This is a genomic window from Xanthomonas sp. AC360, assembly GCF_979258225.1.
Genome location: NZ_OZ409846.1, coordinates 2,282,084 through 2,295,390, shown reverse-complemented (window position 1 = coordinate 2,295,390; position 13,307 = coordinate 2,282,084). Strand labels below are relative to the sequence as shown.

8 protein-coding genes are annotated in these 13,307 nt (G+C 64.7%); 2 read left to right on the top strand and 6 right to left on the bottom strand.

The window, feature by feature from the left end; all coding sequences use genetic code 11:
* Nucleotides 1-7: 7 nt before the first annotated feature.
* The 6 genes from gspF to ACZZ0O_RS09785 all read right to left on the bottom strand — a co-directional run bounded on the left by gspF (nucleotide 8) and on the right by ACZZ0O_RS09785 (nucleotide 9,949).
* Complete coding sequence (gene gspF / locus ACZZ0O_RS09810; RefSeq protein WP_463590668.1) at nucleotides 8-1,207, bottom strand: type II secretion system inner membrane protein GspF; 1,200 nt, start codon at nucleotides 1,205-1,207, stop codon at nucleotides 8-10.
* On the bottom strand, nucleotides 1,194-2,687 hold the full coding sequence (gene gspE, locus ACZZ0O_RS09805; RefSeq protein WP_463590667.1) for a type II secretion system ATPase GspE: 1,494 nt from the start codon (nucleotides 2,685-2,687) through the stop codon (nucleotides 1,194-1,196). The genes gspF and gspE overlap by 14 nt, the downstream gene beginning before the upstream one ends.
* A gap of 4 nt (nucleotides 2,688-2,691) precedes the next feature.
* Nucleotides 2,692-4,767 (bottom strand): type II secretion system secretin GspD, encoded by a 2,076-nt coding sequence (gene gspD, locus ACZZ0O_RS09800; protein WP_463590666.1) that lies wholly within the window; start codon nucleotides 4,765-4,767, stop codon nucleotides 2,692-2,694.
* Nucleotides 4,764-5,585 (bottom strand): type II secretion system protein N, encoded by an 822-nt coding sequence (locus tag ACZZ0O_RS09795; RefSeq protein WP_463590665.1) that lies wholly within the window; start codon nucleotides 5,583-5,585, stop codon nucleotides 4,764-4,766. The genes gspD and ACZZ0O_RS09795 overlap by 4 nt, the downstream gene beginning before the upstream one ends.
* Nucleotides 5,586-5,743: 158 nt before the next feature.
* On the bottom strand, nucleotides 5,744-8,398 hold the full coding sequence (locus ACZZ0O_RS09790; protein WP_463590664.1) for a TonB-dependent receptor domain-containing protein: 2,655 nt from the start codon (nucleotides 8,396-8,398) through the stop codon (nucleotides 5,744-5,746).
* 78 nt (nucleotides 8,399-8,476) lie between these two features.
* Nucleotides 8,477-9,949, bottom strand: a complete 1,473-nt coding sequence (locus ACZZ0O_RS09785; protein ID WP_055850690.1) for a hypothetical protein — start codon at nucleotides 9,947-9,949, stop codon at nucleotides 8,477-8,479.
* A gap of 187 nt (nucleotides 9,950-10,136) precedes the next feature.
* On the opposite strand from ACZZ0O_RS09785, the gene ACZZ0O_RS09780 reads away from it, so the two are divergent.
* The gene (locus tag ACZZ0O_RS09780) at nucleotides 10,137-10,997 is read left to right on the top strand and encodes a 2OG-Fe(II) oxygenase (protein WP_463590663.1); all 861 of its coding nucleotides are present in this window, start codon (nucleotides 10,137-10,139) and stop codon (nucleotides 10,995-10,997) included.
* A gap of 192 nt (nucleotides 10,998-11,189) precedes the next feature.
* A complete protein-coding gene (locus tag ACZZ0O_RS09775; RefSeq protein ID WP_463590662.1) occupies nucleotides 11,190-13,235 on the top strand; it encodes a TonB-dependent receptor in 2,046 nt (681 codons plus the stop codon).
* Nucleotides 13,236-13,307: the final 72 nt, after the last annotated feature.

The following is a 13,307-nucleotide window of genomic DNA, read 5'->3' as shown; positions in this document are numbered from 1 at the left end:
GCCGCGCTCAGCCAAGCGCGAGGGTGTTGAATTGCAGGATGGGCAACAGGATCGACAGCACGATCACCGCCACCACGCCGCCGAGCAGCACGATGATGGCCGGCTCCAGCAGGCTCATCGCCGCAGTGGTGAACGATTCGAACTCGCGCTCCAGATAATCGGCGGCGCGCTCCAGCATCGGCGCCAGGCGCCCGCTGTTTTCCCCGCTGGACGCCATGTACAGCAGCGTGGGCGGAAACACACCGGCGCGCTTCATCGCCGCAGCCAGGCTGCCACCCTCGCGGATGGCGGTGACCATGCTGTCGGTGGCCAGCCGCAATGCACGGTTGTCGACCGTGCGTGCGGCGATCATCAGGCCTTCCATCAGCGGCAGGCCGCTGTTGACCATAATCGCCAAAGTGCGCGCCATGCGCGCGGCGTGCAGGTCGCGGATCAGTCGGCCAAGCAAGGGCGCACGCAAGAGTGCGCGATCCGCAGCCAGCAGCAACGCCGGGCGTTTGAGCAACCGCAACGCGGCGATAACCGCGATCACCAGCGCAACCAGCAGCGGAATGCCGGCATGAAGCAGGAAGTTCGACACCGCGATCACCGCGCGCGTCAGCCATGGCAAGGCGCGGCCCATCGAATCGAACTGGTCCACCACCTTGGGCACGACGAAGGTCATCAACACGATCACCACCGCACCGGCCGTCAACGCCAACGCGGCCGGGTAGACCAAGGCGGACTGCAGCTTGCTGCGCACCTGCGCCTGCCTCTCGAGCAGATCGGCTAACCGCTCAAGCACCTGCGGCAACGCGCCAGCGCTTTCGCCTGCGGCCACCATCGCCCGATACAGCGGCGGAAATGCCTTACCCTGGCGTGCCATCGCATCGGATAGGCGAAAGCCTTCGACCACCAGGCCATGCGTCTGGCTGGTGACGCGGCGCACGCCCCGACGTTCGGATTGCGTGCCGATGGTGCGCAAGGCTTCTTCCAATGGCGCGGTTTCCACCAGCGTCGACAGCTGGCGTGTGAACAACACCAGATCCTTGCCGCTGAAGCGTGCCGCATGCACGACGGTCGATGCAGCTGCTGCGGCAGCGATGCGCACCGGCACCCATTGGCGCTGCTCCAGCTGCGCGCGCGCACTGTGCACGCTGTCGGCGCTGATCACGCCCTGGCGGCTGCGCCCCTGCAGATCGAGCACGGTGTAATCAAACCGCGGCATGCGCATCGTCCTGCTGGCGGGTGACGCGCAAGGCTTCTTCCAGCGTGGTGAGCCCCTGCAGCACCGCTGCGCGTGCGGCATCGCCCAACCGCGGCGCACGTGCGAAAGCGACTGCCGCCAGCGCATCTTCGTCGGCGTTGTCGCCGATCAGGCGGCGCAGCGCATCGTCCACCGCAATGGCTTCGTAAATGCCCACGCGCCCGGCATAGCCGCTGTGATGGCACACCGCGCAGCCCACCGCTGCATAGACGGTTGCACCGTCATCGTCGTCGACCGCAAGCAGCTGCCGCGCGGCTGCATCCAGTGGCCGCGGCGTGCAGCACTGCGGGCACAGCCGCCGCACCAGCCGCTGCGCCAGAATCAGGCGCAGGCTCGATGCCAGCAGAAACGGTTCGATCCCCATGTCGCGCAGGCGCGTGACCGCGCCCACCGCATCGTTGGTGTGCACGGTGGACAGCACCAGGTGGCCGGTGAGGCTGGCCTGCACCGCGATCTGCGCGGTTTCGGCATCGCGGATCTCGCCGATCATCACCACGTCCGGGTCTTGTCGCAGGATGGCGCGCAAGCCGGCGGCGAAGGTCATACCCACACGCGCGTTGACCTGGGTCTGGCCGACCCCGTCGATGGCGTATTCCACCGGGTCTTCGACGGTGAGGATATTGCGCGAGCCATCGTTGAGCAGGCTCAACGCGGCGTACAGCGTGGTGGTCTTGCCCGAGCCAGTGGGGCCGGTCACCAGCACGATGCCGTTGGGTACCTGCAATGCGCGCTGCACGGTGTGCATCACTGCCGCGGGCATGCCCAGCTGGGTCAACGACAAGCTGCCCTGCTCCTTGTCCAGGATACGCAGCACCACGCGCTCGCTGTTGCGCGTGGGCAAGGTGGACACGCGCACGTCCAACGCCTTTGCGCCCATCACCAGCGACACCCGGCCATCCTGGGGGACACGTTTTTCGGCGATATCCAGGCGGGCCATCACCTTGACGCGCGACACCAGCAGCGGTGCGATGCGTCCGGGCAACGTGGCCGCTTCGCGCATCACTCCATCCACGCGCAGGCGCACGCGCAGTCGCGATTCGTAGGATTCCAGATGCACGTCGGACGCGCCCAGGCGCGCGGCTTCGGCAATGATGCCGTTGATCAGGCGGATGATCGGCGCATCGTCCTGGCTGTCGAGCAGATCGGCGGTGGGAATATCGTCGATCAACGCATCCAGGCTGCCATGCAGATCCAGCGCTTCGACCTGTACGCCCTGCTCCATGCCAGCATCGGCATAGATCTCCGACACATGCCGGTCGAACACCGCCGGTGCCAGCGTGCGCACCTGCAACGGCCTGCCCAGCGCACGACGCAACTCGATCAAGGCGTGCAAATCGGCACCATCACGCAGCCCGATCTGTGCAATGTCGTCGGCACCAAGCAGCACCACGCCGTGGCGCTTGGCGAATGCGTAAGAAATGCTGGCGTGCGCAGTGCTCATGGCATCAGCGCTGCACGGGGCGTGCACTGGATGCAGGCGTGGCTGCAGGTGCCGGCTCCACCGGCGATGGCCCAGCCGGCACCTGCGGCGGCTGGGCGCGCAAATAGTCGCGTACCAGGGCATCGAGCGCCGCTTCCGGGTCGCCGTCGGCCAGCTGGCGGTCGCGTAGATAGCTGTAGCGTGGTGCGGTCATGCGCTGCGCATCGGCCGCATCGCGAATGATGGTGGGGCGGATGAAGACCATCAGGTTGGTTTTGTCGCGGTTGCGCGACTTGTGCCGGAACAGTGCGCCCAGGCCCGGCACGTCACCCAGCAACGGCACCTTCTCCACGGTCTGGCGGTCGTTTTGATCCAGCAGCCCACCGAGCGCGACGATGGCGCCGTTTTCCACCACCACCCGTGTTTCGATCTGGCGTTTGTTGAAGACCAGCTCCGACGACTGCGCACTCACCGGCCCGGCAATGGCCGAGACTTCCTGCTTGATCGCCAGCGTAATGCCGCCGGCGGTATTGATCTGCGGGCGCACTTCCAGCTCCACGCCCACGTCCTGGCGCTGGATGGTGCGGAACGGGTTGTCGTTGGCCGCGCCCAGCACTTCGCCCGTTGTGATCGGCACTTCCTGGCCCACCAAAATGCGCGCCTGTTCGTTGTCCAACGTCATGATCGACGGCGTGGACAACAGATTGGAGCCGGTATCGCTCTTGACCGCATCGATGATCATGCCGAACACCGCATCGTTGCTTTGCCCGGCCAGGCCGATCAGGCCGCCGCTCAACCCCAGCAGCGATTGCGCGGCCACATTGCGCGCCTGTTCCAGCACCGAATCGTCGTCGTCATTACCGCTGCGCGTACCGGCCGCTGCAGCGGCAAGCGGCACGATGCCCGGCGATGCACCGCTGTACTGCGTGGCGATCAACGGCACGGTGCCATTGCGACCAGCCAGCAGCAGCTGCACGCCCAAGCGCTTGGCCGCGGTGTCGGAAATCTCCACCACGATCGCCTCCACCAGCACCTGCTCGCGATGTACGTCCAGCTGGCGGATGACATCCATCAAGGCGCGCTGGGTTTCCGGGTCGGCATTGATGATCAAGGCATTGGAGCCGGGGTAGCGCACGATCACCGGGCGCTTGCCGGCGGCAGGCGCAATCACTTGGGTCTGTGCGGTGCCGGCGGCTGCCACATCCACGGCAGTGGAGCGTGTGTCCTGCCCGGCTTGCGCCTCATTGCCCGGCGTCTGCCCGACCAACTGTTGCAGCACCGGCAGCAATTGCTCGGCGCTGGCGTGTTGCAAGCGCACCACGCTGACATCACCGCGACGCTCGGCGCGCCCGTCCAGATCCATCGCGGTGCGCACCACGCGCTGCACCAGCGCCGGGTCGCCACGCACGATCAACGAATTGCTGCTGTCCACCGGCAACACCGACAACACCGCGCTGCGTTCGCCTGCCTGGCCGAACAGCGAGGTCAATGTGCGTGCCAGCTCCTGCGCAGAGCTATTGCGCAAGGTCACCGTGTCGATGGCCGCACGGTCGGTATCGATCTGCGCCACCAGCCCGCGAATGCGGCGCAGGTTGTCGGCATAGTCGGCAATCAACAGGCTATTGCCCTGCGGCAGCGCCATGATCACGCCGCCACGCCCGATCAGCGGTTTGAGGATCTCTGCCGCACTGCGCGCATCCACGCGCTGGAGCGTAAAGACCTGCGTGGCAAAACCCAGGTTGCCGCTGGCGGCACTGCCCGGCTGCTGCGCAGCAGTGTCGTCGGGAATGATGCGATACGTCGACGGACCACTGGACACCGCAATCAAGCCATTGGCGCGCAATACCGCCAGCAGCATGCCGAGCAGATCGGCTTCGCTCATCGCCTGCGCGCGCGCCACGTTCACCGTGCCCTGCACGCGCGTATCCACGATGAAGGTGATGCCGGTAGCGCGCGAGACATCCTGGATGAAGGCACGCAGGTCCACGTCCTGCAGCCGCACGGCAGGCGCATCGGCGGCCTGCAGCGAGACCACCGGTGCGACGGCACACATGCACAGCAACGTGGCCGACAACAGCCATAAGGGGCGAACAGCGGTCATTGCGGGCGCTTCAAGGTCATGGTGTGGGTCTGGCCGTCGCGGCGATAGGTCAGCGTGGCCGCCTGGCCATCGCGTAGTTCGTCCTGCAACTCGCGCAGGTGTTCTGCATCGAGCGTGCGGCCGTTGATCTGGGTCAGCACATCGCCTGCTGCCAGCCCGGCCTGGCGCAACAGCGCGCCATCGCCACGCGGCATGATGGTGAAACCGCTGCCGTCCGCGCTTGCGCGCAGCCCGGCGCTGCTCAGCAGCTGTTGCGGGTCTACCGCGGTTGCGCCTGCTGCTGCCGTCGCATTGCCTACGTTGGACATCACGCCGGATGCGCTGCTTGCTGCCGCTGTGTTCGCAGACGATGGCGTTGTCGCAAGCGCCGGCGCTGCCGCATCGCGCAGTGCCAGGCGGCGCACGCCGCTGCCGGTGCGCAACAGCACATGGTCGGCGGCGACCGCTTGCAACACCACGCCGGGCATCACCGTATCGCCAACGCGATAGGCACCTTGCCGGCCATCGCCAAGACTCAGGTAAGCCGCTGCCTGCGCAGCACCTGCGCGCACACCGTGCAGCACCACACCGTCGCTATTGCTATTGCTGTCGGCAACGCTGCGATAGAACACGTCGCGGCGTAATGCAGACAGGTCGGATGCCGTGGCAGCGCTCGGCTGTGCATGACCCACCGGACCGACCGGCGTCATCACCAACCACAGCAATCGCAGCCCTTGCAGTGCCAGCAACGCGACCAGCGCACAGACCAGTGCCGTGCGTGCGGCATGTGACGACATGACGGTGGTCAACGGGGGCAAGGCGCGGTGCAAAGCGGACATCCGTCTCAGGATTGCGATCGGATGACAGAATGCGGCAGCAATGTGTCAGTTCGAAGAAATTGATGACACAAGCCGACACACTCCGACATGCGGCAAAACGCAAACGCCCGCCATGCGAAGCACAGCGGGCGTTTGCGTTCCTACAGGCGTCTGAGGGTTCAGAAACGCGCTGTCACACTGATGTCATAGCTGATGCCGGGCTGGTAGGTGTACAGATCCACCCGGTTGCTGCCCACGCGCTGGAACTCCTGGTATTTGGTCTTGAGCAGATTGCGCGCGGCAAAGTTCACCGACAGCGTATCGCCCGACCACACCAGGCCCTTCTTGATCACCAGATCCAGCGAAGTACCCGGCTTGTCGATGTAGTCCGGCTGACCCGGACGACCGCGTGCAGAAATACGCTCGCCCACGTAGTTGGCGATCAAGGTCGCCTGGCTATGCGTGCTCTCGCTTTCCACACCGATCTGCAGGTTGGCGATATCGTCCGACTGCCCCTGCAGTGCCGACCCGTCGCGAATGAACAGGTTGGCCTGCACCGGTTCGCTGAAGCCGAACGGCTGCACGGTATCGCCGGCACTCGCGCTCACCTCGGACTTGGTGCGCGTGTAGTTGCCGGACACGAACAGGCGCTTGTCGCCCCACCAATCGGCCGCGACCGGCACGTCCAGATACTTCTTGGCTTCCAGCTCGATGCCGTACAGCGTGGCCTTGGGCGCATTGATGAAACTCTGCACGATGCCGCCGCCGGGTGCATCGTTGACGATGGCTTCGATCGGCTTGTCGATGTCCTTGTAGAACGCACCGACGGTGACGTACTGGCCCGGCTCGAAAAACCATTCGTAGCGCGCATCCAGATTGACCAGTTCGCTGTCGATCAGGAACGGGTTGCCGAAGAACTGGCGGTCGATATCCGGGTCCAGATACTGCTGCGGTGCCATTTCGCGGAATTGCGGCCGCGCAATCGTCTTGGACGCACCGAAGCGTAGCTGCTGGTTGTCGGCAAAGTTCCAGGTCACCGTGGCCGATGGCAGCGCATAGCTGTTCTGCAACGGTGCCACGCTGTCCTGGCGTGCGCCGCTGAAGATGTCGTACGGATGCACCGCCTGGGTGGCGTCCTCGTAACGCACACCAACGGTGGCGCGCAGGGTCGGCACGATTTCGCCTTCGGCCTGCAGATACGCCGCCTTGACCTTCAACGTTGCGTCGTACGCGGCCGCACCGAAACTGCCGGTGGTTTCACGTAAGCGCAGCAGATCGTTACTGAGGTTGTAGTCGGAGATCAGGTAATCCACGCGCTGATACTGGTTCAAGAACGGTAACGGGCCGTCCAGCGCCAGAAAGCGGAACTCGCGGCTCCATGCAGTGCGGTCGTTATCCAGATAGGCCAAGCCGCCCTTGACGGTGAGGTCGTGTTCGATCGGCAGCCGCCAGGTCACATCCACCCCGCCACTGGCGACCTTGTCATCGACCTTACTGAAGCGTGTGTAGTTCTGCACGCGCGAGGCATCGTGCGCCCAGTAGCCATCGAGCAACTCGTAACGGATGCCGGTTTCGTAAGGCACATCGCGGGTGGCGTTGGCCACCGCGGCACGCCACTCGATCTTGAGATCGTCGTATTCGCCAAACGCATGCGAGCCAAGCAGCTGGTTGTTGATCAACTGACGCGCATACCACTCGGTGTTGTCGTCGCGCACATCGAACCCGGCCAGTTCGTCGCGGCCGGCGCGGCTGCGCGCCACCTTCAGGGTGTCGTGCACATACAAGGTGGTCCAGCCGATCTTGTGGCGGCCATATTCCCAGCCCAGGCCGAGCATGCCGTTGGTGCGCACGTTGTTGCGCGTGGTCGCAAAGTCGTAGTTGGAATTGAACTCCACGCTGTCGCCGACAAAGATGCCGTCCTGCTGCTTGCCGGTACGCGTGCGCCACTCGTTGTCGTAGCTGGCCACGGCCAGAATGCCCAGCTTGGCCTCGCCGATGTCCATGCTGTAGCCGGCGCTGCCGCCGACATTGACGTCCGGGTCGATGCTGTCCTTCTCCTGCAGCACATACAGGTTGGCGTTGTTCATGCTGCGGCCGATGCGGCGGATGTCCTCGCGCGAAAAACTGCCCAGGTCCACGCGCCGCCCGGTGCGGATCGCATCGCGCAACGCGGCAGGCTGCTTGCGCGCGCCATCGTCATAGCCCCACTCGTCATCGCCGGAGCCGTAGTACGTCAGGCCCTTCTCGCCGGTACTGACGCTATTGGCGCCGCCGCCCACGGTGAGCGACAGAAACGGTTTGTCCGGCACCGTCATCGATTGCAGATCGATCACGCCGCCGCCGAATTCGCCAGGATAATCGGCCGAATACGTCTTTTGCACGGTCACGCTTTGCAGCACATCGCTGGGAAACAGATCCAGCGGCACCACGCGCTGCATCGGCTCCGGGCTGGGCAGTGGCGAGCCGTTGAACAAGGCCGACGAATAGCGCTCGCCCAGGCCGCGTACGTACACGTATTTGCCGCGCGACAGGCTCAGCCCGGTGACACGCGTCAGCGCTACCGCAGCGCTGCTGTCGCCGGTGCGCTCCATGTCCTCGCGGGTGATGAACGAGGCCACTTCGGAGGTTTGCAGCATCGGTTCGGGAATGTATTCGCCGCGCACCACGACCTGGTCGAGTTGCTTGGGCGCAATGGCAGCAGCGCTGGAACTGCTGCTACCGCCAGCGGCATCGCTGCTGGTGGACTGCGCCATGGCGGCGCCGGACAGCAGCAAGGTGGAAATGGAAAGAGACAGGCCCGTCCGCGAAAGACGGGCAACAGCGAAGGTTCGCATCGTGGGAGCCCTGACAACAGAAAGATGAAGCTGGACGCATCACACGGCGACGCGATGGCCGCCGTGCGATGCCGTGCCTCAGCAGGGGCGATCGGCGGTCAGCCCGCAGGTCCAGCCCTGCCACCAGGTGTCGTTGGCATCACGCACGCCACCGATGTAGTTCACCTGCTGGAAGAAGCTGCTCACGCCGTTCAAGCCCTGAAACGCCGGCACTGCAGTTTCGTTGGCGCCATTGATGAAGGTGTTCTGCAACGTGGACACGCCGTTGGCCACATTGTTGGTACCGGCGGCGAACTGGCTGGCCGCACGCGGGTCGCTGCCGAACGCGGTCGGGCAGGCGAAGAACACCGAGTTGAACGTCCCCACGGTATCGGTATCGGCCAGGTTGAAGCACACCAGACCATCGCCGGTGCCACCGGCCGGACGGGTGAATACCGAGTTGTAGAACGCGGCCTGCGTGCCCTGGTTGAGCATGATCGCCGCACCCGTGCGGGCATTGCCCACGTAAGTGAAGTTGGCCACCTTCGGACGCGAATACGGCTGGCGACGCAGGCTGCTCCACTCGTTCATGCGGTCGCCGCCGCCGGCGCGCTGCACCACGATGCCGAACTGCAACGCGCCGCTCCAACCGGCATCGGTATCCAGCGAATCGTCGTCGGCACCGGTGATGACCACGTGGCTACCGTTGACCGTACCGCCGAACCATTCGATCCCGTCGTCGGAGCTGTTGTGGATCTGTACGTAGTCCAGACGCGTGCCGCTGCCCACGCCGGCCAGGGTGATGCCCTGCAGCTCGTTGTTGGGCGAGATTTCGAAACCCGAATACATCACGCGCAGGTAGCGCATCGAGCCGCTGTTGTCGGTGGCGCTATTGCCGCCGTAGAACGCGTTGGTGCCTTCGACCTGCGCCTGACATTCCGGCGTGCCCGACACGGTGGCGCCCGGGCAGTTATTGATCGCTGCACGACCCAGCACCACGATGCCGCCCCACAGGCCGATGGTGTTGGCACTGACCGTGCCATCCAGCGCCTGACGTGCAGTGAAGACGATCGGCGCAGTCGCGCTGCCTTCGGCAAAAATCTGCGAACCACGATTGACCACGATGTAGTCGCTACCCGCCGAGCCATACAAGGTGACGCCCGGCTCGATGGTCAACACGCCCTGCGTGCTGCCGGCCGCCGGCGCAATGGCGTTGCCGCCGCGGTCGGTACCGACGTTGACGCGGCCGCTGATCGAATACGCGGTACCGGCGCGCGCGGGCACCACCAGATTGCCGGTGATGGTCTCCGGCAACTGGCAGGCGCGCAGCGTGTTGCTGGCAATGGTGCCGACGTTGGAAAAACCGGTCGGGCAATCCGCAGCCGGGCCGGTCGGCGTCGGTGTCGGAGCCGGGGTTGGTGCAGGCGTGGGCGCCGGGGTCGGAGCCGGTGCGGGCGGAAACGCGCCCTCGCCAGGCGAAGCGACACGATCGGCACCGCCACCGCAGGCAGACAACGCCAGTGCGGTGCTAAAGGTCATGAGAAGTGTCTTGCTGCTGTTGCGAACGGACATGCGGCTGATCTCCAGGTCAAAGGGTCCGGTATGAAGAGGAGTCGTCAAGAATTGGTTGCGTTCCGCTCACTGCAGTGGCGAGCACGTTCAAGATCCCCGTCACCTTTATAGGGGCCGTCTGTTGCATTTGTCTTACCACGACACATTTGACACATAGTTGCCACACGTTGGCATGCACTGTGGCGGGATGACATTCACCGATATCCCCAGCGCCCTCGCCGACTGGATCGTGGCGCAGGCCTTGGCCGGCCAACCGCCCGAGCACGCGCTGCAACCGCTGCTGGATCGTGGCTGGAACATGCAGGACGCCATCGATGCAGTCGAAGCGCTGGTGCGTGCGCACATCCAGCAGCACGCGCAAACACATGGATTGCCGATGCCGGTGCGCGTGCCGGCGCTGCTGCAGGACAGCGATGCATCGCTGCTAGATCTGGGCGATCGCCAGGTGCGCGTGTTGATGCGCATGCAGTTGCCGCGCGTGATGGTGCTGGGTGGTTTTTTATCCGATGCCGAATGCGATGCAGTGATCGCCCTCGCGCAGCCGCGCCTTGCGCGCTCGCGCACCGTAGACAACGCCAACGGCGCACACGTGGTGCATGCCGCACGCACCAGCGACAGCATGTGTTTGCAACTCGGGCAGGATGCACTCTGCCAACGCATCGAGGCGCGTATCGCCCGTCTGCTCGACTGGCCGGTGGATCACGGCGAAGGCTTGCAGGTCTTGCGCTACACCACCGGCGCCGAATATCAGCCGCACTACGATTACTTCGACCCCGACGCAGCCGGCACGCCGGTGTTGCTGCAAGCCGGCGGGCAACGCGTCGCCTCGTTGGTGATGTACCTCAACACGCCCGACCGCGGCGGGGCCACGCGCTTTCCCGATGTGCAGCTGGACATCGCCGCGATCAAGGGCAACGCGGCGTTCTTCAGCTACGACCGCCCGCACCCGATGACACGCAGCCTGCATGCCGGCGCCCCAGTCCTGGCCGGCGAAAAGTGGGTGGCGACCAAGTGGCTGCGCGAGCGCGCGGCGTGCCTGCCGGACTGACCGAGCAACGCGCCCAGCAACCAGCTTCGTCGCCCGACGCACCCTCCGGCGCGCCCATTGCGATGCGCACCGCGTCCCGTCATGCCACCCGCTCCAGCACGCCGCTAGAGACGTGCATCACATATGTTATAATATTGCATTAGCTGACACATGGGGTGATCAGCTCCTTTCCGCATCGGTGTCGTTCGATCCATGAAGATCCATATTCTCGTGGCGGCAGTGGCTGCCGTCCTGTTTGTCGCCGAATCGCGTGCGCAGTCGTCGGATTCGGCACTGACGCTCGGCAAGGTCGATGTCCACCAGCATGGCGAAGGCCAACTCACCGCACATCAGGTGCTGACCTCGGTGGACGTGCTGGGCGCCGACCAGATCGAAGACAAGAACGTGTCCTACAGTTGGGAGCTGCTCGGGCAGATGCCCGGCATCCAGCTCACCGAAACCCGGCAAGGCGCCGAGTCGGGCAAGGTCAGCTTTCGCGCGTTCAATGGCGAGGGCTACCTCAATGCCATCAAGACGCTGATCGATGGCATCCCCAGCAACGTCAACAGCGGCAACCAGCGCTTCATCGACATGCTGTTCCCGCTGGAAATCAGCTACATCGAGGTGGTGCGCGGCACCAACGATCCGCGCTACGGCTTGCACAATATCGGTGGCAACATCAATTTCGGCACGCGTCAGGGCGGCAATTACACCGATGCGCGCCTGACCTACGGCAGCTTCAATACCCGCGATGCGCAGCTGGCCGTGGGCCGCGAGCGCGACGGGTTCGCGCAGAACTATTTCATCGGCGTGCAGGCCTCCGATGGCTACCGCGACCATGACACCTCCAGCAAATATTCGTTGGGCGGCAAATGGTTCTACGGCACTCTCGATGACGGCATGCGCATCGGCCTGACCGCCCGCGTCTATCACAACGAAGCCGACGAACCCGGCTTCATGACCGCAGCGGAAATGCGGGCCGACCGTCGCAGCTCGGACCTGCGCAACCGCAACGACGGCGACGACCGCGACATGCGTCAGGTCGGCGTCCACATGGATCTGAAGCTGGCGGAGAACCTGTTTCTGGGTACCAAGCTGTACTACAACCGTTATCTGGACGACCGCCAGGTGACTTTCAGCGACCTGCCCACCGGCAATGCACCACGCCAGCGCCGCAGCTGGGACGAGACGCAGATCGGCATGCTCAACACGCTGACCTGGCGCAGCAGCGACACGCTCACCCTGGAAGGCGGCGTCAACTACGAGCATCAGGACAACGCCTACCGACGCGAACGCTTCCGCTATGCCGAGCCCACCAACTTCAATGCCACGCCTGCACGCATCCAGAACGACGACCGCCATACCTTCGATAACTGGGGCGCCTATGTGCAGGCGATCTATCAGCCCATCGAGGCGCTGAAGATCGTGCCGGCCTACCGCGTGGATCGCTTTGATGGCGACACCCAACTGCCGGGCGGCGTGCGTGCACCGCTGCAGCGCTACGGCACCATCGAGCAGCCCAAACTGAGCCTGGTCTACGCCTTCACCCCGACCACCAACGTCTATGCCAACTGGGGCCGTACTTTCCAGGTACTGACCGGGTCCACCGCACCGGCCTACCTCACCGCCGGGCAACCGGACGTGCGCCCGTCCACCAATACCGGCATGGAGCTGGGCATGAAATTCAGCCCGTTCCACGGAAGCCAGGCGCGCATCGCGGTGTGGCAGCAGGATGCGGCCAACGAAGTTTCCAACATGCCCGCCACCGGCACCACCGTCACCCTGGGCAAGACACGCCGGCGCGGCGTGGACGCGCAGATCAATGCGCAGCTGGGCGACAAGTGGACGCTATGGGCATCGCACGCGTATCAGGAAGCGAAGATCGAACGCGACGACCGCGATGCCAGCGTGTCGCTGGTCGGCCGCGAGGTGGCGGCAACGCCGCGTTACATCAGCAACATCGGCGTCGAGTACCGGCCAACCGATGCGCTGCGCTTGGGGATGCAGGGCCGTGCGCAAGGCGATTATTATCTGGAAGAACGCAATGTAGCCGGCAAATACGGTGGCTTTGCCACGTTGGATCTCACCGCCAGATACACCATCAATCCTGCCTGGAGCGTGGATCTGCAGGTCCGCAATGCCACCGGTCGCGAGTATGCCTACGTGTGGTACGACAGTTTCTTCTGGACCCAGGCGCAGCCGATGTTTTCGCCAGCGGCAGGGCGCCAGCTCTATCTCGGCTTGAACATGAAGCTGTAACTCCGGCATCCGCAGGCCGGGACCAGCACCTCATTCGGCGATGACGGCATGGCTGCTGCACAACGCAGCAGC

Coding starts and splice junctions, on each gene's coding strand:
- gspD (WP_463590666.1), bottom strand. CDS start 4,767: ATGACCGCTGTTCGCCCCTTATGGCTGTTGTCGGCCACGTTGCTGTGC.
- ACZZ0O_RS09790 (WP_463590664.1), bottom strand. CDS start 8,398: ATGCGAACCTTCGCTGTTGCCCGTCTTTCGCGGACGGGCCTGTCTCTT.
- ACZZ0O_RS09785 (WP_055850690.1), bottom strand. CDS start 9,949: ATGTCCGTTCGCAACAGCAGCAAGACACTTCTCATGACCTTTAGCACC.
- ACZZ0O_RS09775 (WP_463590662.1), top strand. CDS start 11,190: ATGAAGATCCATATTCTCGTGGCGGCAGTGGCTGCCGTCCTGTTTGTC.
- gspF (WP_463590668.1), bottom strand. CDS start 1,207: ATGCCGCGGTTTGATTACACCGTGCTCGATCTGCAGGGGCGCAGCCGC.
- ACZZ0O_RS09795 (WP_463590665.1), bottom strand. CDS start 5,585: ATGTCCGCTTTGCACCGCGCCTTGCCCCCGTTGACCACCGTCATGTCG.
- ACZZ0O_RS09780 (WP_463590663.1), top strand. CDS start 10,137: ATGACATTCACCGATATCCCCAGCGCCCTCGCCGACTGGATCGTGGCG.
- gspE (WP_463590667.1), bottom strand. CDS start 2,687: ATGAGCACTGCGCACGCCAGCATTTCTTACGCATTCGCCAAGCGCCAC.